A 24,516-nucleotide genomic window follows, 5' to 3' on the forward strand; every position below is an offset into this window, starting at 1 on the left:
GGCATGCGATGATCTGACCGTCCGGGGACGCCACAAGGGCGCCTCGAGGCCTGGAGGGATCCATGATGTCCTCTACGTCAAGCATTTCCGGCTCGCCGACCACTCTCTACGGCGGCAAGGCCGGGCGGAGGGTCACCGTCCGCGACATCTCGGCCGCCAAGGAGCGCGGCGAGAAGTGGCCGATGGTCACCGCCTACGACGCGATGACGGCGAAGGTCTTCGACGAGGCGGGAATCCCCGTCATGCTCGTCGGCGACTCGGCGGCCATGGTCGTCTACGGCTACGACTCCACCCTTCCCGTCTCGGTCGACGACCTCGTCCCGCTGACGGCGGCGGTCGTGCGCGGCTCGTCGCGCGCGATGGTGGTGGCCGACCTGCCGTTCGGCTCCTACCAGTCGTCGCCGCAGCAGGCCCTCGAGTCGGCGGCGCGGTTCATGAAGGAGGCGGGCGCCCACGCGGTCAAGCTCGAAGGCGGCCGGCGCGTGCTCCCGCAGGTCGAGACGCTGGTCTCGGCCGGCATCCCCGTCATGGGCCACCTCGGCCTGACCCCGCAGTCGGTCAACGTCTTCGGCGGCTACCGCGTGCAGGGGCGCGGGCAGTCGGGCGACGAGCTGATGGCCGACGCCAAGGCGCTGGAGCACGCCGGCGCGTTCTCCGTCGTCCTCGAGTGCGTCCCCAGCGAGCTCGCCGCGCGGGTCACCGACGCCCTGTCGATCCCCACGATCGGCATCGGCGCCGGCCCCTCATGTGACGCCCAGGTGCTGGTCTGGCAGGACCTCATGGGGCTCACGCCGCACCCGGCGAAGTTCGTCAAGAAGTACTTCGACCTCGCCGGCGAGATGGACCACGCGGTCCGCGCCTTCGCCGACGAGGTCGTCTCCGGCGCCTTCCCCGCCCCGGAGCACAGCTACCGCTGACCCACGGTCCCCTTGTCGCCGCCCCATCCACCGGCGACAAGGGGACGCCCCGGCGCCGATCGGAAGAAGGGCCCGGTCAGGTCAGGGTGGCGGGGTCGGTGTTGGCGCCGCAGACGACGACGGCCACGCGCTCGCCGGGGGCGGGAGCGTAGGCGCCGGAGCGGAGCGCCGCGAGCGCCGCGGCGCCCGCGTGCTCGGCGGCGACGCGATGGTCGCGCCACAGCTCCCTGCGGGCCTCGATGATGGCGTCGTCGGTGACCAGGACGGACCTCACCCCCGCGGCCGTGACCGTGTCGAAGGCGATGCGCCCGATCCGGCTCGCGCCGAGCGAGTCGGCGGCCACGCCGCTCACCTCGACCAGTACCGGCTCCTGCCGTGCCAGGGCCTCGTGCAGGGTGGGGATGCGTTCGGGCTCCACGGCGACGACCCGGGCGGCGCCCGCGACGGCGGCCGTGATGCCGCCGATCAGCCCGCCGCCGCCGACCGCGACGAGGATCGTGTCGACTCCCCCGCCGTCGCGCGCCTGGTCGAGGATCTCCAGTCCGACGGTGCCCTGCCCCGCCACCACCTCGGCCTGGTCGTAGGCGTGGATCTCCAGCGCACCGGTCTCGGCGGCCCGCTTCGCCGACGCCTCGTACGCCTCGGCGAAGATCGCCCCGGTCTGGTGGACGTGGGCGCCGAGCGCCCGCAGCCCCGCGACCTTCACCGGTGAGGAGATCACCGGGACGAAGATCTCGGCGCGTACGCCGAGCACCCGCGCGGCGTACGCCACGGCGAGCCCGTGGTTGCCGCCGCTGGCCGCGATGATCCCCGCCTCCGGAAGGTGCTCGGCCGCCAGGATGCGGTTGAAGGCGCCGCGGACCTTGAACGACCCGGAGTGCTGCAGGCTCTCGAGCTTGAGCAGCGGCCCCGGCCCGCCGTCGAGCAAGGGGGTACGGCGGACGTGCCCGGCGATCCGTTCGGCCGCGCGCTGGACGTCCTCTCGTGTCAGAAGCATCGCGTCACCCTAATCCCATTTCCCGTACGTCGCCCTCATCGGCCTGGCCGCGCACCCTCCACCCCGGGAGCCGGGGCGGAGGGTGACGGGTCTAGCTCTGGGCGAGGGCCTGCTCGAAGTCGGCCCAGAGGTCGTCCGGGTGCTCGATGCCGACCGCCACGCGGACGGTGCCCTCGCCGATGCCCGAACGCGCGAGCTCCTCGGCGGTCAGCGACCGGTGGGACGTCGTCGCCGGGTGGAGGATCAGCGTCTCGACGCCGCCGAGGGACGGGGCGAGCAGCGCGAGCCGTACCGAGCTCATGAACTTCTCGCCGGCGGCGCGCCCGCCCACCAGGTCGAACGAGAAGACCGCCCCGAAGCCGGGCAGCAGCCCGGCTGCCAGCTCGTAGGACGGGTGGCCGGGCAGGCCGGGCCAGTGGACGGCGGCCACGGCGGGATGCTCGGCGAGGCGGGTGGCCAGCACGCGGGTGTTGTCGCAGTGCCGCGCCATGCGCAGCGGGAGCGTCTGCAGGCCGCGCAGCGTCAGCCAGGCGGCGAACGGGTCGAAGGTGGCGCCGAGCTCGCCGGCGAACGACCAGATCTTGCGGTACATCGCGTCGTCGGCGAACACGGCGATCCCGCCCAGCAGGTCGCTGTGGCCGCTGAGGAACTTCGTCATGGAGTGGACGACGATGTCGGCCCCGTGCTCCAGGGGCCGGCACAGCACCGGCGAGGCGAAGGTGTTGTCGACCACGGTGACCACGCCCGCCTCCCTGGCGGCCGCGCACATGCCGGGCAGGTCGGCGACCTGGGTCATCGGGTTGGCGATGGTCTCCAGGTAGAGCATCTTCGTCTCCGGGCGGACCGCCTGGCGCACCGCGTCCGGGTCGGCCTCGGGCACGTAGGTGACCGAGACGCCGAACCGCCTGGTCAGGTCGTTGACCAGCGCGGCCGTGCCGCCGTACAGGGCCTTCTGCGCGATCAGGTGGTCGCCGGCCCCGAGGAGGCCGAGCAGCACGGCGCTGATCGCCCCCATGCCGGATGCCGTCGCGACCGCCGCGACCCCGCCCTCCAGGCCGGCGACGGCCTCCTCCAGGACCCGCACGGTGGGGTTGCCGTGCCGCCCGTACACGAACGCGCCGTCGGGCCGGCTCATGCCGTCGGCGAAGACGGCCGGGTCGTCGAAGGCGAATCCCGAGGTCTGGTAGATGGGGGTCGTGATCGGCACGCTGCCGTTCAGGGGTGGCTTCGGCAGGTGGACGGCGCGGGTGTCCGGATGCAGAGAAGTCATATCGTCCAGCTTGCTGTCGCGGGGGTCATTCCGCTTCCGAAAAAACGACAAGTGCCGCGGAAGATCCGCCATGCCCGGTGCGTGGGCCTTCGGCGCCGGAGCCGGCGCTCACCGGCACGTCCACACCCTATCCGCCCTGAAACGACGGCTCCGGCACAGGTCAGACGTCGGTGATGCGGATCCCGGCGTGAGCCTTGTAGCGGCGGTTGATCGAGATGAGGTTCGCGGTGAACGCCTCGATCTGGTGGGCGTTGCGCAGCCGGCCGCCGTAGACGCCCCGCACGCCGGGGATCCGCGACGCCAGGGCCTGCACCGTGTCGGTGGCCTCGCGGTCGTCGCCCAGCACCAGGACGTCGAGGTCCACCTCGGCGACCTCGGGGTCGAGCAGCAGGACGGCGGAGACGTGGTGGAAGGCCGCGACGACCCGGCTGTCCGGGAGGACCGCCGCCGCCTGCTGCGCCGCGCTGCCCTCCTCGACCGGCAGCGCGAAGGCGCCCTGCTTGTCGAACCCGAGGGGGTTCACGCAGTCGACGACGATCTTGCCCGTCAGCTCGGAGCGCAGCGACTCCAGCAGGGACTTGTGCCCGTCGTACGGCACCGCGACGATCACGATGTCGGCCTCCGCCGCCACGGTGGCGTTCTCGCCGCCGCGCACGCCCAACTCGGCCCCGAGACCGTCGGCCGCCTCCTGCGCGCGAGAGGCGCTGCGCGAGCCGATCAGCACGGTGTGGCCCGCCAGAGCGAACCGGCGTGCGAGACCTTTGCCCTGGTCACCGGTGCCGCCGAGGATGCCGATCGAAAGGCTCTTCACGTCCTGAAGCTCCTCAGTCATGATCATTTCCTTTTGCTCGCCCGATAATTCTCCAGATCATGCCAGGTGTTTCTTCCCGGGACGGGAGCGGGGGCCGTGATGCACCATGGTGGCCATGGACGCTGCGTCGGTGGCCTTCCTGCGCGAGGTTCTCTCCACGACCGGGTGGGTGGAGCGCACCCGCGAGCTCGGGCTGTCCCTCCGCTCGACCCGTACGCCGGGCGGGCTGCTCGTGGTCGGCACACCCGACGACGAGCCGTGGCACCTCGCCGCCCACCTGGGCGACGAGGCCCGGATGTCGGGGCTCGCGCAGCTCTCCCCCACCCTGGTGCGCTGGTCGCCCCCGCCCGGCGCCCCTCCGCACCTGTCGGTGGGCGTCGACCGCATCCAGGCGGCCCGGCGCGGCGAGACTCTGTTCGTCGTGGCCGAGCAGAAGGCCCCCGCTCCCCTGCTCGAACGCGTCGACGACGCCAGGCGCACGGGGGCGACGATCCTGGCGCTCGACGGCGGCGACCCCGAGCTGGAGGACCTGGCGCACGACGCCCTCGCCGTGCCGCCGCACGACGACCTGTTCAGCTTCGACGCCGCCCAGCACCTGGTGAGCATGGCGGCGGGCGAGGCCTCCCGGTCGCGCGGCAGGCTGCTCGACCGCCTGGCCCGCCTCGCCGAGCGCATCACGGGCCCCCACGTCTCCGACTGACGTCCCAGAGACGCCGGCCCTGACCGCCGGGATGCGCGAACCTGACCGAAAACCCCCGCGTGGTGCACAAAACCTGCATCCCGATATGAGGCGCTTTCCCTTGAATTCGAAGCCTGCCCACCCGGGTTGAACCTCCGTCCTCGCACTCCGGAAGGCACGCCTGACGGCACGCGTAGCGTGGAGCGTGGCTCCGATCCCCAGGAAGGCAGGAGGGTCAGTTGCAGCTCAGCGCGATCCGCCGGAAGCACGCCGCTTCCGGCACGTCGGGACGGCGGGTCCGTCCCGGTGAGGCCCGGGTCCGTGTCCGTTCTCGTTGACGTCTGCGGCATGCTCGGCGCCGCGGCGTTGCTGTTCGCCTACGCCCTGCTGTCCATGTCGAAGATCTCCGGTGACAGCCTGTCCTACCAGCTCGCGAACCTCCTCGGCGCGATCGCCCTCATGGTCAACTCCGCCTACCACTTCGCGTGGCCGTCCGCCGTCCTCAACCTCATCTGGAGCGCCATCGGGACGTTCGCCCTCTGGCGCGTCTTCACCGCCCGGCCCTGGAGACGGCGGTACGGCTCACGCGGCTGACCGCCCGGCCGCCGCGGCGCCGGGCGCACCCGACCGGGGAGGCGCTAGTCGTCCTCCCACTCCTTGTCCTGCTCCTGCCAGGCCTTGTTGCGCGCGGCGGCGGTCTGCAGCGCCGCCGCCGCCTCCTCCTGAGTGGGATAGGGGCCGAGACGGTCCTTGTTCGGGCAGCCCCTCTCGGGCTCGACCGCCATGTGCTTCAGGCAGAACCACCACTGGCCTTCACTCATAAGCCCCTCCAATGAGAACCGCGCCGGACACACCGCCGCGCTCGTCGTCAGGCAGATCCTGCCCTCTTGGGGGCGGAACTAGACTTGCCGCATGACGACACTGCTCCGGCCGGGACGGCTCTCTCCCACCCGCAAGGTCCCCGCCCACATCGCACGTCCGGAGTACGTCGGCCGCAAGGAGCCCCGCAGGGGAGAGACCGACGTCCAGACGCCGGAGACCATCGAGCGCATGCGCGTCGCGGGGCGCATCGCCGCCCAGGCCCTGGAGGAGGTCGGCCGCCACGTCGCGCCCGGCGTCACCACCGACGAGCTCGACCGCATCGGCCACGAGTTCCTCTGCGACCACGGCGCCTACCCCTCGACGCTCGGCTACCGGGGCTACCCCAAGTCGCTGTGCACCTCGATCAACGAGGTGATCTGCCACGGGATCCCCGACGACACCGTGCTCAACGAGGGCGACATCGTCAACGTCGACATCACCGCCTACATCGGCGGCGTGCACGGCGACACCGACGCCACCTTCCTGGTGGGCGAGGTCGACGAGGAGTCCCGGCTGCTGGTGGAGCGCACCCGTGAGGCGATGATGCGCGCGATCAAGGCCGTGGCGCCGGGTCGCCAGCTGAACATCGTCGGCCGCGTCATCTCGGCCTACGCCAAGCGGTTCGGATACGGCGTCGTGCGCGACTTCACCGGGCACGGCATCTCCACCTCGTTCCACTCCGGCCTGATCGTGCCGCACTACGACGACCCGTCCCTGACGGTGACGCTGGTGCCCGGCATGACGTTCACGATCGAGCCCATGCTGACCCTCGGCACCATCGAGTACGACGTGTGGGCCGACGGCTGGACGGCCGTGACCAAGGACCGCAAGCGCACCGCCCAGTTCGAGCACACGATCGTGGTCACCGAGAGCGGCAACGAGATCCTCACCCTCCCCTGACCCTCCGGGGCTAGAAGAACGCGAACCACCACACCACGAAGGCCACGGCCACCAGCGCGGCGACGGCGGCGCGCGGGCGCGAAGGGCCGCGGACGAGCAGCACCACGTCGAGCAACGCCGAGAGCACGGCCAGCGTGCCGTACCACGTCAGCGACGACGGCACCCCGACCGCGAGCACGGTCGGGTTCGACGTCGCCACGCCGTACACCACCGCCACGGCGAGCAGGGTGAAGACCACTCCGGTGACCCCCGCCACGGTGGTCAGGGCGACCGCCGAGGAGACCGTCCTGCTGCCGGGGCGCCGCACCAGCGCCGTCGTCCCGGCCGCCAGCTGAACGGCCGCCACCAGGAAGAACAGGGCGAACGGCACGAGCAGCCACCAGGCGCCCGTGCTCACCCGGTAGACGGCCGAGGTGAGGTGCAACTCCCCCGGCCCGGCGATCTCGTAGGCGGCCTGGCGTGGATCGCACGGCGCGGCGGCCCCGGGATCGGCGACGAAGGCGGAGATCGTCTGACGGCCGCACCGGCTCGAGAGGAAGACCGCGTGCCCGACCCCGGCGAACTCCACGAACCGGGCGCGGGGCAGCGCCTCGGCGGCGGCCCTGGCGGCCGACGGCGGGGTCGCCGGGTCGTACTGCCCGCCGAGGACGAGCACGGGCGCGGTCGTGCTCGGCGGGTCCGCCGGCCGCTCGCGCGGCGGCAGCCCCCAGGCGTCGCACACCGCCTGGTCGCCGGTCACGGTGAACAGCCTGGGATGGCCGCGGCCGGCGGCGAAGGAGTTGGCGGGGGCCTCGTCCTGGCACATCACGGCGTAGTACAGGCCGAACTCGTGGGACAGCAGCGCGCTCCCGGCCTGGTCGGCCAGCGCCTGCAGCAGGTCGTACCTTCCCGCGGCCACGCCGTCGACCAGCGCCGGCACGATCGGCAGGACGTCCACCTCGTGCATGGCCTCGGTCAGGACGGTCGCCACGTCGTCGCCGGTGAGGACCACCGTCAGCGGGCGGCCGGTGAGCGGGTCGGCGGTGCGGAGCCGGGCCGGCCGCCGGTTGAGGCGATCGACCATCGCGGCGAACCGGTCGGGCAGGCCCTTCCAGGTCCCGCCGAGCCGGGCCAGGGTGTCCTGCAGCTTGGCCACGGCGCCGTCGTACCAGCGGTCCTGGAAGGTCCAGAACGAGTCGAGGACGACCGAACGGGTGCCGCGCGGGTCGGCCGCCGCGGCGGTCAGCATCGTCCTGGTCGAGTAGCTCACCCCGAACAGGTTCCACTGGTCGTACCCGAGCGCCCGCCGCAGGTCGGCGACGTCGGCCGCGATCTCGGCCGTCACGTACCCGCGCAGGTCGACGCCCTGCCGCGTGAGCCGGTCGCGGCAGGCGGTGGCGCCCTGCGCCATGCGGGCCCGCTCGCCGGGGTCGGCGGTCTGGCCGGGAAGGGTGAGGGTGTCGACGAGCGCGCGGGCGATCTCCGGGCAGTCGAGGCGCGGCTGCGACCAGCGGCTGCCGCGCTGCTCCAGCACGACGACGTCCCGGTCGCGGGCGAACGCCATGTCGGCGAGGTAGCCGACGAGCTGGATGGAGGAGGAGGCGGGGCCGCCGCTGGTGTACACGACGGGGTCCGGTCGACGGTCGGCGTCCGTGGAGCGGTGGACGGCGAAGCCGACGCGGATCTGCCGGCTCCCGGGGACGTTCCTGCGTTCGGGCACCACCAGGAAGCCGCAGCGGGTGCCGCCGGGCACCGGGACCGGGCACGGATGGTCCTCCAGCCTCGGCACGGATTCCGCGCGGACGCCGGTGGAGGCCGCCCCCGCCGCGGTGGCCGGCGTGGAGGCGCCGGCGGTCAGCACGAGGGCACCGGGCCCGGCCGCCGCCGCCCGGCCGCTCGTGAGCGGCAACGGAACGACCAGGAGCAGGGCCAGGATGGGGACGAGCGCCCAGAAAGGTCGCGGGCGACCGGTGCGCCCTGCTGTACGACGCACGGCCTCGTGGCCGCAGGAGGACATCACCTGATCGGCTCCCTCCGACGACGGTTCCGGCTCGCCTCCCCGAGAGTAACCGCCGATCGCACGGCCGGGCGGAACCGAGACTGATCGGTGATCAAGGCTGTGGTTTTCCGCAATCGAACGGCTGCGGCGTACCCCCGGAAACCGGACGGTGATCCTCATGCCCGACATATCATCTGATCAATAGCGTTATCAGCATGGAAACCACGACCGTCGATGGAGTCGCCGGATGGGCGATCGGCCTCATGGAACAGCTCGGAGCCCCCGGCGCGGGCCTCGCCATCGCGCTGGAGAACCTCTTCCCCCCGCTGCCGAGCGAGGTGATCCTTCCGCTGGCCGGTTTCACCGCGAGCAGGGGTGACATGAGCCTGCTGGACGCGCTGCTGTGGACCACGCTCGGGTCGGTGATCGGCGCGCTCGCCCTGTACGCCGTCGGGGCGCTGCTCGGACGGGAGCGCACCCTGGCGATCGCCGCCCGGCTGCCGCTCGTCAAGGTGTCCGACATCGAGAAGACCGAGGCCTGGTTCGCCCGCCATGGCCGCAAGACGGTGTTCTTCGGGCGGATGATCCCGATCTTCCGCAGTCTCATCTCGGTCCCGGCGGGCGTCGAGCGCATGCCGCTGCTCTCCTTCCTCGCCCTGACGGGCCTCGGCAGCCTGATCTGGAACACGGTGTTCGTGCTCGCCGGGCACCAGCTGGGCGAGAACTGGTCGCTGGTGGAGACCTACGCCGGGATCCTGTCCAAGGTCGTGCTCGGAGCCGTCGTCCTCGCCGTCGTCACCTTCGTCGCCGTACGGCTGGCCGACCGCCGCAAGGGCAGGCATGCCGGCCGGTGAGAGCCGCGGCGCGGTGATCGCCCGTCCCGAGCCGACCCGCCCGCTGGAGGCGGGCACCGGACCGGCCGGCCGCGCCGGAGCGATCGGCCGCGCCGCGCTCGTGCCGGTCGCGCTGCTGGCCGGGACGGCGACGGCGCTGCTGCAGCTCGCGTTCCTGCTGGTGGCCGCGGTGGTCGTGCTCGCCTGCCTGGCGAGCGTGCGCGCGCGGCGCCGCACGGCGTCCCTCATCCTCGCGGTGACCGGGCGGCTGACCGCGCTGGAGCTGCGGCGCCTGCGCCTGACGGCCGGCGAAGAGGATCCCGTGCCCGGCACGCAGGCCCGGTACGACGGGCGGCGCTCGCTGTCGTACGTCATGGCGCGCTGGCCGGTGGGGATCCTCGGCGGCGCGGTGCTCCTGCTGTTCGCCTTCGGGCTCTCCACGGCCGTCCGGGCCGCCTGGAGCTGGCTGAACGGCGGGAACGTCGACGGCATGCCGCCCACGACGCCGATCCTGCTGTACCTCGGCGTCGCCGGGCTCGTGCTGCTGTTCCTCGTCGTCTCCGGAATGGCAGGGGTCGTGGCCCTGGAGCGGGCACTGGCCCGGCGCATGCTCGGCCCGAGCCCCACCGAACTGCTGGAGCGCAGGATCGCCGAGCTGGCCGAGAGCCGCGCCGGGATCGTCGCGGCCGTCGACCAGGAACGGCGGCGCATCGAACGCGACCTGCACGACGGGCTCCAGCAGCGGCTGGTGGCGCTGGGCATGCTGATCGGCAGGGCCCGCCGGGGCCGCTCGCCGGAACTCCTGGACACCCTGCTCCTGCAGGCCCACCAGGAGGCGCGCGACGCCCTCGCCGACCTGCGGGAGGTCGCCTGGCGGGTGTACCCGACGGGGCTCGACACCCTCGGCCTGCGGGAGGCCCTCGCCACGGTGGCCGAGCGGTCGGCCCTGCCCGTGCGGATCCACTACGACCTGGCCGAGCGGCCCGAGCCCACGGTGGAGACCGCCGCGTACTTCGTGGTGTGCGAGGCGGTCACCAACGCCGCCAAGCACGCGGACGCGCACCTGGTCACCGTCCACCTCGCCCGGCACGGCACAATGATCGTCGTGCGGGTGGAGGACGACGGGCGCGGCGGCGCCGATCCGGAGGGGACCGGCCTGTCGGGGCTCGCCCGCCGGGTGGCGGCGCTGGACGGCCGATTCCGCCTCGACAGCCCGCCCGGAGGTCCCACCGTCGTCACCGCGGAGCTGCCATGCGCGTGATCATCGCCGAGGACTCGACGCTGCTGCGCGAGGGACTGGTCCGGCTGCTGGTGGAGGAGGGGCACGAGGTCCCCGCGGCGGTCGGGGACGGCGACGCCCTGGTGGCGGCGGTCTCCGAGCACCGGCCCGACATCGTGGTCGCGGACGTGCGCATGCCGCCCGGCCACACCGACGAGGGCCTGCGGGCGGCGATCGAGATCCGCCGCCGATGGCCGGGGACGCGGGTGCTCGTGCTCTCGCAGTACGTCGAGAAGCGGTACGCCACGGAGCTGATGAGCGGGGACGTCGAAGGGGTCGGGTACCTGCTCAAGGACCGGGTGGCCGAGGTGTCGGACTTCCTCTCCGCCCTGGAGAGGGTGGGGGCCGGCGGCGCGGCGTTCGATCCGGAGGTGGTGCGCCAGCTGCTCGCCCGCACCACCCACGCCGACCCGCTCGCCACCCTGACGCCGCGCGAGCGCGACGTGCTCGACCACATGGCGCAGGGGTACACCAACGCCTCGATCGCCGCCCAGCTGCACGTGTCGCAGAGCGCCGTCGAGAAGCACGTCAACGCCATCTTCGACAAACTGCGCCTCTCCCACGTCACCGGCTACAGCCGCCGGGTCCTCGCCGTCCTCCGCTATCTGGGTTCCTGACAGCGTGGAGGGTGCTCTTCTAGGCTCGCCGGAGCACGGTGAACACTCGTCATCCCAGGGAGATCCCGCATGGACGACTTCCAGCCGGCGACCGCCGCCGAGCACCTGCTGTGGCTGCTCGCCGAGCACGGTGTCGAGCATCTCTTCCTCAACCCCGGCACCGACTCGGCCCCGCTCCAGGAGGCGATCGCCACGCTCGCCAAGGCCGGCGTGCCCGCGCCGAAGGTCGTCCTGTGCTCCTTCGAGTCGGTGGCGCTGGCCGCCGCGCACGGCTACTGGCAGGTGACCCGCCGCCCGCAGTGCGTCTTCGTCCACGTGGACGTGGGCACCCAGAACCTCGGGGCCATGGTGCACAACGTGATGCGCGACGGCGCCGGGGTGATCGTGATCGCGGGCAGGACGCCGTACGCCGAGGAGCGCGACTCCCCCGGCGGGCGCTCCCACACGATCCAGTGGCAGCAGGACGTCCCCGACCAGGCGGGCATCATCCGCGGGTACGCCAAGTGGGTCATGGAGATCACGCGGCCCGGCGTGCTCGCGCGGGCCGTCGGCCGGGCGGTGCAGGTGGCGGCGGGCGGGCGGCCCGGCCTGGCGTACCTCATGGTCTCCCGCGACGTCCTGATGGACCCGCCCGCGCCCGAGCGCGGCCGCACGACCCGGTACGCCCTTCCGCGCCCGCCGGCGGCGGACCCCGAGACGGTGCGGTGGATCGCCGACCGGCTGGTGGAGGCGGAACGGCCGTTGCTGATCACGGGCAAGGTCGGCCGCCGTCCGGAGGGCTTCCTCGCCGTCACCCGCCTGGCCGACATCGCCGGGGTCCGGGTCATCGACCTTCCCGAGACCGGCTGCCTCAACATCTCGACGTCCCACCCGATGAACGTGCTGACGGCGGCCGACGGGCAGCGGGCGGTCGAGGAGGCCGACCTGATCGTGGTCGTCGACGCCGACGTGCCGTGGATCCCGAAGTTCACCAGCCTCCGGGACGGCGCCACGGTCGTCCACATCGACGCGGACCCGCTCCAGGCCGGCATGCCCCTGCGGACGTTCCCGGCCGACGTGGCCGTCACCGCGGACGGCGCCACCGCCCTCGCTCAGATCGTCGCGCACCTGGAGGAGACCGGACGCACGACACCCCCCGCCGGACGGCCGCCGGCGTCCCGGGCCGCCGCCCCGGCGGTCCCGGGTCCGGACGATCCGATGAGCCCGCACGAGGTGCTCGCCGCGCTGAACGAGGTCCTGCGCGACGACGACCTCGTCGTGGAGGAGTCGGTGACCTCCGCCCGGACGCTCCACGAGGTCCTGCGCCGCACGCGCCCGGCGACGTTGTACGGCACGGGCACCCCCGGCCTGGGCTGGGGGCTCGGCGGGGCCGTCGGAGTCAGCATGGCCTCGCCGGGACGGCGGGTGGTGACGGTGGTGGGCGACGGGTCGTTCATGTTCGGGGTGCCGACGGCGGCGCTGTGCCTGGCCGCCGAGGCGAACGCGCCGATCATGGCGGTGGTGCTGAACAACGACGGTTACCGCGCCAGCAGGCTCCCCGTCTACGAGCTGTTCCCGGAGGGGCTCTCCGCCGCCCGCGGCGACGCCGAGGGGACGCGCTTCGGCTCGCCCCCCGACTTCGCGGCCGTGGCCCGCGCCTGCCACGCGCACGGCGAGATGGTCACCGGCCGCGCCGACCTGCTCGCCGCCCTGCGCCGCGGCCTTGCGGCGGTGGAGTCGGGCCGCTGCGCGGTGGTGGACGTCCGCATCGCGCGGGACTGACTCAGGCGCCGGTCCGCGCGGGCGACCGGCCCGCGCCCGGACGAGCGTGCGCCGCCGGGAAGAGGCGGCACGCCCGCTCCCCCGCCGCCCAGCTGGCGGGGGAACGGGCGTGGTCTGTGACGGGCGGCTATCCGGCGGACGCGCGCACGGGCCGCCGTACGTTCCCCTCCGCGCGGACGGCCTCACGCACGCCGTCCCGCTCGGGGGCGGCGGCCAGGGCCCGCAGGACCCGGTCGCGCCGGCGGAGCAGCTTGGCCGGGTTGATCGGCATGTCGACGACGCCGGCCGGCGTGATGCCGAGACCGATCATGTCCGGGAGCGGGATGGCCGCGATCTCCCGCGCCCAGCCGGTCACCCGGCTGCCCGCCGCCCCCTCCACCCCCCTGATCTCGAAGACCATGACCCCGGCGGGGCAGGAGAATTCACATCTCAGCCCTTCCGCGGTTTCCACCACCGGCACGGATTTCCGTGCCATTGTTTCCCTCAGCGTCAGACCGGCCACCGCCACGATCTCCGCCGCCCTTTCCGGAGCGAGCGGGAAATCGGCGGTGACGCACTCCACCGCGATCCTCCCCCTGCGGGTCCTCCGGGTGGCGAAAACCCCGGAAAACAGCACGATCGCGAGGATGGCGACGGTCACACCTTCCATAGCCGGCTCCTTGCCCGTGCTCGTACGGACACGACTTCACACGGCCGTCACCGGTGCCCGCGGCCGGAAAGCCGCCGACCACCGACAAACCCCTCCCTATTGACATAAGGACGATATCCGGCCTGATCACCGGTAGCGCCTCCATCGGCGGCGGGTTTTCGGCGGGCGGAGGTCAGTACTTAGTACTGGTCGCGCTCACTCCGTGAACTTCGGTGAACGGTCGGTGACCGTCCGATGAAGTGACACCTCACCCGCCCCGCCGTCGGCCGGGGTCAGTCGAAGAAATGCTCCAGCTTCGCGGCGATGCCCGACCGCTGCTCGACGCCGAGTTTCCGCAATATGCGCGAGACGTGCCCCTTGATGGTCGACTCGGTCACGAACACCCTGGCGGCGATCTCCTTGTTGGTCAGCCCCCCGCGCGCGATGAGAAAGGCGATCTCCCGTTCCTTCGACGACAGCGAGTTGACGAGGTTCTCGGCGCGCACGGACGGCCGGGCGATGATGTCCATCGTCGCGGTCTGTCCCTCCTCGCACTGCTCCCGCAGCTCCCGGACCATACGGACCAGCTCCGGCCCACCGTCCGGGAGGGCCTCCTCGATCGCGCAGATCTTCGCGTGCAGGGCGGCGAGGACGGCGGAGACGTCCTGCACGACCTCGGAGATCGTCGGCTGGTCGGTCTCGGAGCCGCCGGCCGGTACCGCGAGCTCCTCGCGGTTGAGGGCGTCCTCGCGCTCCCGGGCGAGCACCGTGGCCACCGACCGCGCGGTCCACTCGAACGCCCTGACGTGCTCGTCGGTGTAGGAGTCGGGGCGGTAGGACTGGATCGACGCCAGGCCGATCACCTCCCGCTCGCCCTCGTCGCGGGTCTCGAAGATCGGGATCGTGATGGCGTCCAGCGAGACCCGCCGCTCGTCGCCGAAGGCCACACCGTGGTGCAGGAGCAGGCCGCCGTCGCAGGCGTAGGTGTAGGGACGCCGGTGCCTGAGGATCCACGCGGCCTGCCCCCTGGGGCCGTACGCGCAGACCTCCGGAGGCACGTATCTCTTCACGGCGACGCTGTCGTCGTAGGTGTACGGGTAGACGATCTTTCGCCCTTCCCGGTAGAACCCGACGTAGAACGCGTCCACCGCGCAGATCGTGCTCAAGGCGAAGCGCCAGTAGTCGAAAAGGGCGTGATGGTTGCCCATCCGGGCACGGATCCCTCGATCGGCCTGACTCAACGCCGCGGCGACGTCCGGCGAGAACCCGGAGTTCGCACGAGGCACTGACACTCGCCCTCCCATGACTGACCTCGACGTCCGAACGACTCGGTGCCCGGAAAACCCGGGCACGGCTTTGAGCCTTACCGATTCCCGCGCGTCTTGTCACTATTCAACCTGATTTGCTGCCATTAAGAGATCATTCGGTGCCCGCCCAGAATTTCGCCTGCCCGCCGTACCGGCCATCCGTTACCGTTGGTAGCCACACAGCTACACATAGCATTCGGCGTCGTGTAGAACGGCCGCCCCCGTAGCGGATCAACGGAAATCGGCGAGGAGCCCAAATGCCGCGTATGACGAAAATCAACCCCGAGGACTCGGCTCGCGCGAGGTTCGCGTACGAACTCCAGCGCCACCGCATTCTGGCCGGGCTGACACAGGGGCAACTCGGCAGTCGCATCGGCTTCTCCGGGAGCCTCATCGGCGCCGTCGAGAACCTCAAGCGCACCCCGAGCGACGATTTCGCCAAACGCTGCGACCAGGCACTCGGGCTCGACGGCGGGCTCACCACCCTTCACCTCCAGGGCTGGCCGCCCCCGCCCCCGGTCCCCGCCCACTTCCGCGACTGGACGATGGAGGAGCGCCGCGCGACGGCCCTGCAGATGTGGGACCCGATGCTGATCCCCGGGATATTCCAAATCGAGCCGTACGCCAGGCGAATCTTCGAGCGGGCGCCCGGAATCACCCCCGACGAAGTGGAGCAGCGCCTCGTCGGGCGGATGCGCCGCAAGGAACTCCTGTCACTGGAAAACCCGCCGATGGTGCTGAGCCTGATCGACGAAGGAGTTCTCCGCAGAATGATCGGCGGGCGCGAGGTGATGCGCCGGCAACTGGAGTACCTATTGGAGATCGCCCAGCACCCGAAAGTCACGATTCAGATCGTTCCCTTCGATGCCGAGGTCGTTCCCGGATTACTCTCGGCCTTCGTTATAGCTGAGCTACGCGGCAACCCGAGTGCGGTATATGTGGATTCCATACCCGAGGGACGTACGATGAGCGACCGAAACGCCATCGCAGCGCTCACCGCCCGCTATGACGCCATCAGGACTGAGGCCTACCCCCAGTCACTGTCGCTGAAAGTAATCAAGGAATCGGCAGACAAATGGACTTAAACAACGCGCAATGGCGCAAATCAAGCTTCAGCGGGGACACCGGCGGCCACTGTGTCGAGGTCGCGAGCAACCTGCCGGGCCTGATCGCCTTGCGCGACTCCAAGAAACCCCACACACGCCCCCTCCTCCTCCTTCCCGACGAATGGGTCATTTTCCTCAAGAGCCTTAAACAGGGCAGATCACATTCCAGCCGGTTCGCATAGCCGCGCTTTCCCCTTTCGTGTGAACGCTCCCAACCGGGGTGCCGCAGCGCACCGGGCAGGCGGATAACCACTGGTCACCACGCCCCGCGCCAGCGACAATGTGCCGATGAGCATCCGATTGGCGGGCGTCGCCGAACTCCCCGTTCTGCAGGACATCGAGCGAGCCGCAGGGCGGCCCTTCCGTGACATCGGTATGCAGGCGATAGCCGACGACGAGCCCCTCTCGGTGGAGGCCCTGTCGGGCTACCAGCGCGCCGGGCGGGCCTGGGTGAAGGCCGACGCCGACGACCGCCCCGTGGCCTACCTCATCGCCGACGTCGTCGACGGCAACCTCCACCTGGAGCAGGTCTCCGTGCACCCGTCCTCCGCGCGCCGCGGCATCGGCAGGTCGCTCATCGAGCACGCGGCCGCCCACGCCAAGGCCGAAGGCCTTCCGGCGCTGACCCTGATCACCTTCACGCGGGTGCCGTGGAACGCCCCGTACTACGAGCGCTGCGGGTTCTGGTCCCTGGACGACGCCGAGCTGACGCCGGGGCTGCGCGCCCTGCGCCGGCGCGAGGGCACCCTCGGCCTCGACCGGTGGCCCCGGGTGTGCATGCGCCGCGACCTCTGATCCGCCCTGCGCGCCGTTTTCTATATCGGCGTGCGCCACATATCGGTCGAAAACGGTTTCCGTAATCGGATCGTCACCCGGGAAGAATGACGAAACCAGCACGCCGGTGGCAGCCGATTTAGGCTGGAAACGTGGATGACCCCCGCCCCACGCCCCCTGGCTCATCCGGCGCCGGAGTCGAGGCCGGGCCGTCCCGCGACCCCGACGAGAGCTACCGGCGGCGGCACGAGGGCATACGCGAGTTCCTGCGCGTCTTCGACCAGATGCGCACCCGCCCCACCTGGCGTACCGGCGACCTTCCCGTTCCGGTCCTGTCGGTCACCGGGCCGTACGCCGCCACGGTCGCCGTCGCGGAGGCGCTCGAACGCCTCTGCGACGGCACCCCCTTCGCCCGCGTCACCCCCTCCCCCGACCCGGAGACGGCCTCGCCGTTCGCCGCCGAGCAGCCGGCGGCCCCGTACGTCCCGCTGATGAAGCAGCTGCGCGACGCCACCCGCGAGCTCGCCACCGTCGCCCCGCCCGGCGAGGCCCATCTGCGTTTCCCCCTGTTCGCGCAGGTGCTGTGGCTTCTGGAGCTCCAGGTGCCGGAGGACGAGCCCGACCGGCTCCACGACGGCGTGAAGAAGGCCATCAGCCAGCGCCGCCGGCAGATCCGGGCGGGCTCCGGTCAGGACCGCAGGAACTTCTGGGCGAACGTCCGCGCCTACGCCGAGGGCCCGCTGCCCGCCTGGGCGGCCGGCACGGCCCTGCTCAGCGCCGGGTGGGCCAGCCAGCTCACCACCCTGTTCGGGGTGTGCGCCATCCTCGCCGGGCCGGTCATCGGGTCCCTGCACGTGCTGCTGCTGTCGCGCAGCTGGGCCGGGCGGCGCAGGTACCGCTGGTTCTGCCGCCAGCCCTACCTCATGCCCGAGCAGCGCCGCAACCAGCCCCACGACATGGCGGGGTTCGCCGTCCGCCTCCTCCAGGCCCGGCGCCGCGCCACGGCGGCCCCCACGCCCCAGGCCGGCCGGAGCGGCGGCGACCCGGCGGAGGAGCGCAAGCGGCAGGAGGCCGCCAGGGCCAACGAGGGCATCGAGCACCTCCTCGTCAACGCCTTCCTGGAAGACCTCCGCCAGGGGTACGAACGGCGGCTGTGGAAGGTGTGGCGGCGGGTCGCCTGGGCCCGCACCTCCTACCCCGTGCTGCTGCTGGAGGGCGGCAACGAGCTCGTCACGCGCGTGGAGGAGGTCCGGGCCACCACCTGCCTGCCCGACCCGCTGCTCGTGGTGGTGACGGGCCCGAGCAGGCGACCCCTCATGCCGGCGCCCCAGCCCTCCGCCGGCCGCCCGGCGCCGGTCATGGCGGGACGCCCGGAGCTCACCGAGGAGCTGTGGGCGCAGTGGCGCGCGGAGCTCGCCAGGGACCGCGCCCTGGGGTCCCAGCGGGTGCTGCGCATCGACATGGACGAGAACGACGCGCCGTACCTCAAGAGCAGCGCCGTACGGGCCGTGGGGCGGCGGCGGCCCCTGCTGGCCCACCCCCTGCTGCCGTGGGTGGCGGTGTCCGCGCTGGTCTCGCTGTCCCTGGTCCGCGTGCTCGCCACGGCCACCACGCACTGCGGCCCCGACATCTGGCGCGCGCAGAGCGGTGAGTGCGTGGGGATCAGCGAGGGCGGCTTCGTCTTCGCGCCCCACCTCGCGCCCGTGCTCCACCTGATCGACGACCAGAACCGCCAGGTCCTCGCCTCGGGGCATCCCTACGCCACGGTGATCTACTTCGGCAAGCTCACCACCTCCGGACACTCGCAGGCCGGCGCGGGCGACGCGCTGTCCGACATCCACGGCGAGCTGACCGGCATCGCGATGAAGCAGCGCAGGCTGATCGCGACCGGGGGTGACGGGAGCAAGCTGCAGATGCGCGTCCTGGTGGCCAACGCCGGGGCCGACTTCCGCTACGCCCAGGACGTCGCGAGGGAGGTGCTCCGGCGGATCGAGGACGACCCCACCGTCGTCGGCGTGGTCGGCCTCGGGGAGAGCAGGCAGTACGTGCAGGACGCCGTCCAACTGCTCGCCCGCCGTGCCGTGCCCGTGCTGAGCACCACGGCCAGCTACGACGATCTCGGCCTGCGCGCCGGCACCCGTGAGGTGATCCCGTCGTTCTTCCCGCTCGCCGCACCCGACGAGCGGCTCGCCAGGACGGCCGCCACGTGGGCGCGCGCCGGCCTCGGCGACCCCAAGGTGGCCCCCGCCCGCACCGTGGCCGTCTTCATCGACACGACGATCAGCGATCTGTTCGGCAAGGACCTCGGGGTCAGGTTCGCCAGGGAGTTCGGCAAGGGCGCGGGCGTCGTCCAGTACGACAACGCCGCCTCGCTGGAGTCCAGGGTCGCCGACATGTGCGCCCTGCCCACCCAGCCCGACCTGGTCTACTACGCCGGGCGCACCGCGCAGTTCGGGGCGCTCGTCGACGCGCTCGGCTCCTCCACCTGCAAGCCGCTCACCGTGATGGCCAACGACGACATCACCCAGTACGTCAACGACAACGCCAGGGCGCTCGGCCGGAACCGGCGGGTGCGCGTGACGTACGTCGCGCTGGCCTCGCAGATGGCCTGGGCGAACGTCCCGGCGCAGTACTCCACCGGCTTCTACCAGGACTTCGACGCTTTCACCGCCTCGCTCGGGGTCAAGGACGTCCCCCCGGTCCTGCGGCCGTCCAAGGAGTACGCCGTGCAGGCCAAGGACGCCACCGAAGCCCTCATGCGTGCGGCGCAGGAGGCGTACTCCGGGCAGGGAGGCCCGTCGTCCCAGGGCGGCGAGCCCGGCACGGTCGACCGTGGAGGAGTGCTGCTGGCGCTCGAGAAGCTCAAGGAGTTCGGCGGCGACAGCGGGCTGGTGAAGCTGCACGGCGCCGCGGACGGCCGGCACGCGCTCGACCGCCCGATCCTGCTGGTCACCGTCGACGACGACGGCGAGCAGAAGGTCGTCCGCCAGTGCGGGCGGCTCTACGCCCAGCAGCCCAAGCCCGCCACCTGCCTGATGTGACGGCCGGGCGGCCGCGGCGTCCCTCACGGCGGGCCGGCCGAGCGGGTCATGTCGAGCACGAGTTCCGCCTCGCCCCCGGGCTTCGCCCCCGCCGGCGTGATCACGGCGAGCAGCGCGACCGCCAGGGCCACGAGGCTGAGAACCGGGACGTGCGGCTTCGTGCGGGCCATCGAGATCCCCTCCGAGTACGGCATGGCGCGGGCGCCCGCGTCGGCCGTCACGAGATACGGGACCGAGGAGCCGAACGTTCGACAGGCCGTCGGGTTCAGATCCGGCCGCTGACGGTCGTGCCCTCCCCCACGACGCTGTTGACGGTCAGCGTGCCGCCGACCTCGCTGAAACGCCGCTTCATGGTGTCCACGCCGCGCCCGGTGCGTCCGGGCTGGAACCCTATGCCGTTGTCGCTGACCGTGACCCTGAGGCCGCCCGGCCCCACGGTGAGAGCGACCGACACCGTGTGCGCGCCGCTGTGCTGCTCGACGTTGGAGAGGGCCTCCAGCACCACCGCGTACACCGCGTCGGCGACCGGGCCGGTCACGCGTTCCTTGGGCATCGCCCAGACCTCGACGGCGACGCCGGTGCGCTCCGACCACTCCGTGAGGTACTCCTCGATCGCCCGCGCCAGGCTCCGCCTCCCGCGCATGCGTACTTCTTCGTACAACTCCCCAACCCTCCTGGGCGCTATTCCACGCTACCTTTGCGCAGGTATCGGCGCGCTCTGGAGTTGGCAGACCTTCCCCTTTCCGTCACCCTCCGGGAGGGGACGGCGTCACTTCCCGCCGCGGTCGAGCTTGGCGAGGTAGGCGTTGTAGGCGTCGAGCTCGGCGTCGCCGCTGCCGCCCTCCTTGGCGGCCTTGGCGTCGGCGCGGCGGTCGGCCCGCTTGGTCCGGCGGTCCTCGTCGCGGTACCACTGGAAGGCCAGCGCGATGATCACGATCAGCGTGGGGATCTCACCGAACGCCCAGGCGATCCCGCCGCCGGTGCTCTGGTCGGACAGCGAGGAGGCCCCCCAGGTGCGGCCGAGCTGGTCGTACCACTCACTGGCGATCACCGTGCTCATCGACATCAGCGCGATGCCGAAGAACGCGTGGAACGGCATGGTGACGAACAGCAGCAGCAGCCGCCCGACGTACGGCAGCTTGACCGGCGCCGGGTCGATCCCCACGATCACCCAGAAGAACAGGCTTCCGCTGAGCAGGAAGTGGAGGGTCATCGCGATGTGCCCGAGGTGCTCCTCCATGGCGCCGGCGAACAGCGGCGTGAAGTAGAGCGCGTACGTCGAGGTGATGAAGATCGCGGTGGCGACGGCGGGGTGGCTGACGACCTTCATGACCCTGCTGTGGAGGATCACCGTGAGCCACTCGCGGGGGCCCCGGTCGCCCCGCCGGGCGGCGGGCCTGAGCGCCCGCAGGGCCAGGGTCACCGGGGCGCCGAGCACGAGGAAGATCGGCACGATCATCGACAGGACCATGTGCTCGGCCATGTGCACGCTGAACAGCACGGGGGCGTAGCGCGCGATGCCGCTCTGCGTGAGGAGCACCAGCACCAGCACGCCGAAGCCCCAGCTGACCGTGCGGCCGACCGGCCAGTGGTCGCCGCGGCGCCTCAGCCGCACCACGCCCGCGGCGTACAGACCGGCGAGCAGGACGGCGATCACCGCGAAGAACAGGTCGAACCACCACAGGGTGGCGAGGTTGGCGAGCGAGACGGGCGGCGGGACGAGGTAGCCCAGCAGCTCGTAGGCGCGGTCGACCGGCTGGTCGAGCGGCGGAGGGGCGGTGCGGGACAGCGCGACGGCCAGGCCCACCGTCAGCAGCATGATCAGGCCCTCGACGCCCGCGAGCCTGGTGAACGCGCCCGGCTTGCCGGCGGACACCTCGGGCAGGGTGCGCTCGCGGTGCCACCAGCCGATCACGCCGAGCACGGCGAACGCGACGACCTTGGCCACGATGATCAGACCGTAGGAGCTGGTGAAGAGCTCCTGCACCGAGGTGAGGCGGGAGATCGCGCTGAACACCCCGGAAAGGCCGACCCCGGCGAAGCACCACAGCGCCATGCGCGAGAAGCGGGCGGCGGCGACGTCGAGCCTCGGCCCGCCGCGCAGGGCGTGCACCACGAGCAGCAGCAGCCCGCCCACCCACAGCGACAGCACCAGCAGGTGGAGCGCGACGCTGGTGGTGGCGAGGCCGTGGTTGGGCGCCGAGGAGGAGTGGCCGGTGAGCGCCGGGGGCATCAGCGTCGCCAGTGCCAGGACGAGCAGGCCCGCCGACGCGCCCGCGGTGATGGCGCCGCGGGCGAAGAGCGCGATCGCCGCGCCGAACAGCACGACGAGGGTGAGCGCGATGCCCTGGGAGGCCTGGCTGGCGTAGCTGGCGAGCTCGTTGCCGCCGATCACCTCGGCGACGGGCGTGCCCAGCGTCTCCGACAGGCTGAAGACCAGCGTGGAGGCCGCCGCGACCGCCCACGCCAGGCCCGTCCAGGCGGCCGCCCGGGTGTAGGCGAGCGCCGGCTTGCCGAGCAGGCCCTTGTCGCTCGGCAGCAGCGCGGTGGCCAGGAGCAGCAGGCCGACGGTGACGACGCCCGCGACGTCCATGGCGAGTTTGGAGATCGGCAGCGCCCACCGGGTGAGGGTGCCCTCGTCGGGCAGCCCGGGGATGATGCGGGGAGTCGCGGCACCCCCGACGATCATCGCGACGAACAGCCCGGCGAGGGCCGCGCAGACGCCCGCGACGGCGAGGCGGGCGGCTCTGCTCACGGCTTCTTCCGCAGGCTGATCGCCATGCCTATGCCGATCCCGGCGATGCCGAAGACGACGATCCAGACCCAGACGGGGATGCCGCCCGACGACTGCTCCTGCCGCGCCGCGGGGCTCTGCGACGCCGGCGCGGTGCTCGCGGCGGGCGGATCGGTCGCGACCAGCGAGGCGCTGAGCGTCGGCATGGGGCTGGAGATCTCCGAGGCGACCGGGGCGCTCTCGGCCGCCGCCTTGACGGTGAAGGGGATCTCGCCCTGCACGGGGTGACCGTCGTCGGAGACCACCCGCCAGGCGATGGTGTACTTCCCGGAGGGAAGCGTGCCCGCGATCTTCCGCGTGACCTTCGGCCCGTCGGCCTTGGCCTTGCCGTCGCCGTGGTCCTTGCCCGCGGCGTCGCGCACCAGCACGACCGGGAAGCCCACGGACTCGGTGAACGTCAGCGTGACGGAATCGAGGCTCTCGACCGTGGCGCCCTTGGCGGGGTCGCTGCTCTTGAGAGAGGTGTGGGCCAGTGCCGGGGCGGCGAACGCCGTGCCGAGCACGGCGGCGATGATGAACGCGAGCGCGGCGCGCAGGGAGGTTCTCATAACACCCTCAAGGCTACTCAGCCATGGGGGCGGTCCCTACCCCAGCGTGGCCCCCACTTCACCGGCGGCCGGGGGCCACGGCTGATCACAGACCGGCGCAGGCCAGCGCCCGATGGTAGGCGGCGATGCTCGACTCGCCCTCGTCGAGCCGCTCGAGGGCGGTCGCGGCGGTCAGCCACCCCTCGGCGGCCTTGCGGGACGGCGGGGAGTTCTCGAGCATGCGCTCGACCGTCACCAGCTCGATGGCCGCCTCCGTGCCGTCCTCGGACAGCAGAAGAGCGTTGCCGAGCACGAGGTGGGCCTCGGCGCGCAGGTCGGGCGTGCGGTCGTCGAGCATGTCCTTGCCCCGGCGGGCGTATTCGACGGCCTTGGCGGGGTTGCCGAGCGCGATCTCGGCCTTGGCCAGGTCGACCGCGCAGTGCGCGAGGTCGACGGTGCCGGCGGACGACTCGCGCAGCTCGCCCTCGGCGCGCAGCATCAGGTCGCGGCAGGTGGCGGCCTCGGCCGGCCGTACCCGCAGCAGGAGCAGGGCGTAGGCCATGCGCAGGCGGGCGAGGTTGCGGGGCTCACCGGTCTCGGACTGGACGGCCAGCGCGCGCTCGGCCAGCGACAGGGCCTCCTCGCCGCGGCCGGTGATCTCGGCGATGATCGCGGCGTTCCAGCAGGCCGCCACGGTGGCGCGAGGCGTGCCGAGCAGCTCGGCCGCCGCCAGCAGCTCGGAGGAGAACTGGCGGGCGCGCAGCAGGTCGCCGCGCTCCACGTAGGCGGCGAGCAGGGTGGCGCCCAGCTCCACGAGTTCGTCGGTCCAGGTGGGGCGGCCGGGACCGAGGAGGGCCTCCTCACCGACGCGCACGGCGGCCACGAGGTCGCCGCGCACCCGGTAGCTGCGGCACAGGGCGACGGCGACGGCGGCCGCGCGCTCGCTGGTGAGCGTCTCGGACGACTGCTGCAGGCGCGACAGCACGCTGATCGCCTCGTCGAGGTCACCGCAGGCCTCGCTGGCCAGGGCGTAACCGAACTCCGCCTGCTGCCGCAGGTTCGACAGGCCGGCCAGGCTGCCGTCGTCGAGGAGCTCGGCGTAGCGGCGGCGGGCCTCGGCGACCTCTCCGTTGTCGAGCGCCATGCCCGCGTAGCCGAGACCGAGCTCGAGGTCCTGCATCTGCTCGGCGGTGACGCCGTTGATCAGATAGGTGAGGGAGCACTCGAGCTTGGCGGCCAGGAGTTCGAGAACGGCGGCGGTAGGGGTTCGCTTCCCGCTCTCGATCAGTGATACATAACTATCGGACAGTTCGGGGTGCGCCAGTTGTGCCTGCGAGAGGCCCCGCTGGCGGCGGATCGTCTTGATTCGCTGCCCTATAAGATCTTGACCGCTCACCGGCACCCCTTGAAGATGTAACCCCGACACACTGCGACAG

Annotated in this window: 24 protein-coding genes; 12 read left to right on the forward strand and 12 right to left on the reverse strand. The window is 72.0% G+C overall.

The window, feature by feature from the left end:
• Positions 1-62: 62 nt before the first annotated feature.
• Positions 63-917 (forward strand): 3-methyl-2-oxobutanoate hydroxymethyltransferase, encoded by an 855-nt coding sequence (gene panB, locus KIK05_RS41245; protein ID WP_372455655.1) that lies wholly within the window; start codon positions 63-65, stop codon positions 915-917.
• Positions 918-993: 76 nt separating this feature from the next.
• Here the strand turns inward: panB and KIK05_RS41250 are convergent, their stop codons facing one another.
• The 3 genes from KIK05_RS41250 to npdG form a co-directional block, all read right to left on the reverse strand.
• On the reverse strand, positions 994-1,914 hold the full coding sequence (locus tag KIK05_RS41250) for a threonine/serine dehydratase (RefSeq protein ID WP_214416348.1): 921 nt from the start codon (positions 1,912-1,914) through the stop codon (positions 994-996).
• A 91-nt stretch (positions 1,915-2,005) separates the two neighbouring features.
• The gene (locus KIK05_RS41255; protein WP_214416349.1) at positions 2,006-3,184 is read right to left on the reverse strand and encodes a trans-sulfuration enzyme family protein; all 1,179 of its coding nucleotides are present in this window, start codon (positions 3,182-3,184) and stop codon (positions 2,006-2,008) included.
• Positions 3,185-3,344: 160 nt separating this feature from the next.
• Positions 3,345-4,016 (reverse strand): NADPH-dependent F420 reductase, encoded by a 672-nt coding sequence (npdG, locus tag KIK05_RS41260; RefSeq protein ID WP_214416350.1) that lies wholly within the window; start codon positions 4,014-4,016, stop codon positions 3,345-3,347.
• A gap of 94 nt (positions 4,017-4,110) precedes the next feature.
• Here npdG and KIK05_RS41265 point away from each other — a divergent pair, with 94 nt between their 5' ends.
• Positions 4,111-4,695 (forward strand): hypothetical protein, encoded by a 585-nt coding sequence (locus tag KIK05_RS41265; RefSeq protein ID WP_250564298.1) that lies wholly within the window; start codon positions 4,111-4,113, stop codon positions 4,693-4,695.
• Positions 4,696-4,995: 300 nt separating this feature from the next.
• Entirely contained in the window at positions 4,996-5,268 is a 273-nt protein-coding gene (locus KIK05_RS41270; protein ID WP_214416352.1) for a CBU_0592 family membrane protein, read from the forward strand.
• Between the two features lie 44 nt (positions 5,269-5,312).
• On the opposite strand, the gene KIK05_RS41275 is transcribed toward KIK05_RS41270, so the two are convergent.
• Positions 5,313-5,495 (reverse strand): hypothetical protein, encoded by a 183-nt coding sequence (locus KIK05_RS41275; RefSeq protein WP_214416353.1) that lies wholly within the window; start codon positions 5,493-5,495, stop codon positions 5,313-5,315.
• A gap of 91 nt (positions 5,496-5,586) precedes the next feature.
• On the opposite strand from KIK05_RS41275, the gene map reads away from it, so the two are divergent.
• On the forward strand, positions 5,587-6,435 hold the full coding sequence (gene map / locus KIK05_RS41280) for a type I methionyl aminopeptidase (protein ID WP_214416354.1): 849 nt from the start codon (positions 5,587-5,589) through the stop codon (positions 6,433-6,435).
• Between the two features lie 10 nt (positions 6,436-6,445).
• On the opposite strand, the gene KIK05_RS41285 is transcribed toward map, so the two are convergent.
• Positions 6,446-8,431, reverse strand: coding sequence for an alpha/beta fold hydrolase (locus tag KIK05_RS41285; RefSeq protein ID WP_250564308.1), 1,986 nt, complete (start codon positions 8,429-8,431; stop codon positions 6,446-6,448).
• 197 nt (positions 8,432-8,628) lie between these two features.
• Between KIK05_RS41285 and KIK05_RS41290 the strand changes: the two genes are divergently transcribed.
• The 4 genes from KIK05_RS41290 (at position 8,629) to KIK05_RS41305 (ending at position 12,903) form a co-directional block, all read left to right on the forward strand.
• Complete coding sequence (locus KIK05_RS41290) at positions 8,629-9,267, forward strand: DedA family protein (protein WP_214416356.1); 639 nt, start codon at positions 8,629-8,631, stop codon at positions 9,265-9,267.
• On the forward strand, positions 9,254-10,507 hold the full coding sequence (locus KIK05_RS41295; protein WP_214416357.1) for a sensor histidine kinase: 1,254 nt from the start codon (positions 9,254-9,256) through the stop codon (positions 10,505-10,507). The genes KIK05_RS41290 and KIK05_RS41295 overlap by 14 nt, the downstream gene beginning before the upstream one ends.
• Positions 10,498-11,142, forward strand: a complete 645-nt coding sequence (locus tag KIK05_RS41300; protein ID WP_214416358.1) for a response regulator — start codon at positions 10,498-10,500, stop codon at positions 11,140-11,142. Before KIK05_RS41295 ends, KIK05_RS41300 begins: the two co-directional genes overlap by 10 nt.
• Before the next feature lie 69 nt (positions 11,143-11,211).
• A complete protein-coding gene (locus tag KIK05_RS41305; RefSeq protein WP_214416359.1) occupies positions 11,212-12,903 on the forward strand; it encodes a thiamine pyrophosphate-requiring protein in 1,692 nt (563 codons plus the stop codon).
• Positions 12,904-13,030: 127 nt separating this feature from the next.
• Here KIK05_RS41305 and KIK05_RS41310 read toward each other — a convergent pair whose 3' ends face one another.
• Positions 13,031-13,552: a hypothetical protein gene (locus KIK05_RS41310; RefSeq protein WP_214416360.1), complete on the reverse strand. Its 522-nt coding sequence runs from the start codon at positions 13,550-13,552 to the stop codon at positions 13,031-13,033.
• Positions 13,553-13,824: 272 nt separating this feature from the next.
• Positions 13,825-14,823, reverse strand: a complete 999-nt coding sequence (locus KIK05_RS49255) for a LuxR C-terminal-related transcriptional regulator (protein ID WP_308250343.1) — start codon at positions 14,821-14,823, stop codon at positions 13,825-13,827.
• 281 nt (positions 14,824-15,104) lie between these two features.
• Between KIK05_RS49255 and KIK05_RS41320 the strand changes: the two genes are divergently transcribed.
• The 4 genes from KIK05_RS41320 to KIK05_RS41335 all read left to right on the forward strand — a co-directional run bounded on the left by KIK05_RS41320 (position 15,105) and on the right by KIK05_RS41335 (position 19,759).
• Positions 15,105-15,923, forward strand: coding sequence for a helix-turn-helix domain-containing protein (locus KIK05_RS41320; protein ID WP_214416361.1), 819 nt, complete (start codon positions 15,105-15,107; stop codon positions 15,921-15,923).
• The gene (locus tag KIK05_RS41325) at positions 15,914-16,126 is read left to right on the forward strand and encodes a DUF397 domain-containing protein (RefSeq protein ID WP_214416362.1); all 213 of its coding nucleotides are present in this window, start codon (positions 15,914-15,916) and stop codon (positions 16,124-16,126) included. Before KIK05_RS41320 ends, KIK05_RS41325 begins: the two co-directional genes overlap by 10 nt.
• 106 nt (positions 16,127-16,232) lie before the next feature.
• Positions 16,233-16,739: a GNAT family N-acetyltransferase gene (locus tag KIK05_RS41330; protein WP_214416363.1), complete on the forward strand. Its 507-nt coding sequence runs from the start codon at positions 16,233-16,235 to the stop codon at positions 16,737-16,739.
• A gap of 131 nt (positions 16,740-16,870) precedes the next feature.
• Entirely contained in the window at positions 16,871-19,759 is a 2,889-nt protein-coding gene (locus tag KIK05_RS41335) for a type 1 periplasmic-binding domain-containing protein (RefSeq protein WP_214416364.1), read from the forward strand.
• Positions 19,760-19,782: 23 nt separating this feature from the next.
• On the opposite strand, the gene KIK05_RS41340 is transcribed toward KIK05_RS41335, so the two are convergent.
• From KIK05_RS41340 to KIK05_RS41360, 5 genes are all read right to left on the reverse strand, one after another.
• Positions 19,783-19,980, reverse strand: coding sequence for a hypothetical protein (locus KIK05_RS41340; RefSeq protein ID WP_214416365.1), 198 nt, complete (start codon positions 19,978-19,980; stop codon positions 19,783-19,785).
• Positions 19,981-20,024: 44 nt separating this feature from the next.
• Positions 20,025-20,402: a sensor histidine kinase gene (locus KIK05_RS41345; protein WP_214416366.1), complete on the reverse strand. Its 378-nt coding sequence runs from the start codon at positions 20,400-20,402 to the stop codon at positions 20,025-20,027.
• Positions 20,403-20,528: 126 nt separating this feature from the next.
• Positions 20,529-22,514 carry a bifunctional copper resistance protein CopD/cytochrome c oxidase assembly protein gene (locus KIK05_RS41350; RefSeq protein WP_308250344.1) on the reverse strand — a complete coding sequence of 662 codons (1,986 nt, stop codon included), beginning with the start codon at positions 22,512-22,514 and terminating at the stop codon, positions 20,529-20,531.
• Positions 22,511-23,101, reverse strand: a complete 591-nt coding sequence (locus KIK05_RS41355) for a copper resistance CopC family protein (protein WP_214416367.1) — start codon at positions 23,099-23,101, stop codon at positions 22,511-22,513. Before KIK05_RS41355 ends, KIK05_RS41350 begins: the two co-directional genes overlap by 4 nt.
• An 85-nt stretch (positions 23,102-23,186) precedes the next feature.
• Positions 23,187-24,476 carry a helix-turn-helix domain-containing protein gene (locus tag KIK05_RS41360; protein ID WP_214416368.1) on the reverse strand — a complete coding sequence of 430 codons (1,290 nt, stop codon included), beginning with the start codon at positions 24,474-24,476 and terminating at the stop codon, positions 23,187-23,189.
• Between the last annotated feature and the right edge of the window lie 40 nt (positions 24,477-24,516).

This window comes from Sphaerisporangium fuscum, from assembly GCF_018531465.1.
GTDB classification, from domain to species: Bacteria; Actinomycetota; Actinomycetes; order Streptosporangiales; family Streptosporangiaceae; genus Sphaerisporangium; species Sphaerisporangium fuscum.

Bases quoted from the DNA above. Each gene is read 5' to 3' on its own strand.
- KIK05_RS41325 (WP_214416362.1), top strand. From the start codon at position 15,914: ATGGACTTAAACAACGCGCAATGGCGCAAATCAAGCTTCAGCGGGGAC.
- KIK05_RS41275 (WP_214416353.1), bottom strand. From the start codon at position 5,495: ATGAGTGAAGGCCAGTGGTGGTTCTGCCTGAAGCACATGGCGGTCGAG.
- KIK05_RS41265 (WP_250564298.1), top strand. From the start codon at position 4,111: ATGGACGCTGCGTCGGTGGCCTTCCTGCGCGAGGTTCTCTCCACGACC.
- npdG (WP_214416350.1), bottom strand. From the start codon at position 4,016: ATGACTGAGGAGCTTCAGGACGTGAAGAGCCTTTCGATCGGCATCCTC.
- KIK05_RS41305 (WP_214416359.1), top strand. From the start codon at position 11,212: ATGGACGACTTCCAGCCGGCGACCGCCGCCGAGCACCTGCTGTGGCTG.
- KIK05_RS41355 (WP_214416367.1), bottom strand. From the start codon at position 23,101: ATGAGAACCTCCCTGCGCGCCGCGCTCGCGTTCATCATCGCCGCCGTG.
- KIK05_RS41290 (WP_214416356.1), top strand. From the start codon at position 8,629: ATGGAAACCACGACCGTCGATGGAGTCGCCGGATGGGCGATCGGCCTC.
- KIK05_RS41310 (WP_214416360.1), bottom strand. From the start codon at position 13,552: ATGGAAGGTGTGACCGTCGCCATCCTCGCGATCGTGCTGTTTTCCGGG.
- KIK05_RS41330 (WP_214416363.1), top strand. From the start codon at position 16,233: ATGAGCATCCGATTGGCGGGCGTCGCCGAACTCCCCGTTCTGCAGGAC.
- KIK05_RS41285 (WP_250564308.1), bottom strand. From the start codon at position 8,431: ATGTCCTCCTGCGGCCACGAGGCCGTGCGTCGTACAGCAGGGCGCACC.
- KIK05_RS41250 (WP_214416348.1), bottom strand. From the start codon at position 1,914: ATGCTTCTGACACGAGAGGACGTCCAGCGCGCGGCCGAACGGATCGCC.
- KIK05_RS41255 (WP_214416349.1), bottom strand. From the start codon at position 3,184: ATGACTTCTCTGCATCCGGACACCCGCGCCGTCCACCTGCCGAAGCCA.
- KIK05_RS41300 (WP_214416358.1), top strand. From the start codon at position 10,498: ATGCGCGTGATCATCGCCGAGGACTCGACGCTGCTGCGCGAGGGACTG.
- map (WP_214416354.1), top strand. From the start codon at position 5,587: ATGACGACACTGCTCCGGCCGGGACGGCTCTCTCCCACCCGCAAGGTC.
- KIK05_RS41345 (WP_214416366.1), bottom strand. From the start codon at position 20,402: ATGCGCGGGAGGCGGAGCCTGGCGCGGGCGATCGAGGAGTACCTCACG.
- panB (WP_372455655.1), top strand. From the start codon at position 63: ATGATGTCCTCTACGTCAAGCATTTCCGGCTCGCCGACCACTCTCTAC.
- KIK05_RS41320 (WP_214416361.1), top strand. From the start codon at position 15,105: ATGACGAAAATCAACCCCGAGGACTCGGCTCGCGCGAGGTTCGCGTAC.
- KIK05_RS41295 (WP_214416357.1), top strand. From the start codon at position 9,254: ATGCCGGCCGGTGAGAGCCGCGGCGCGGTGATCGCCCGTCCCGAGCCG.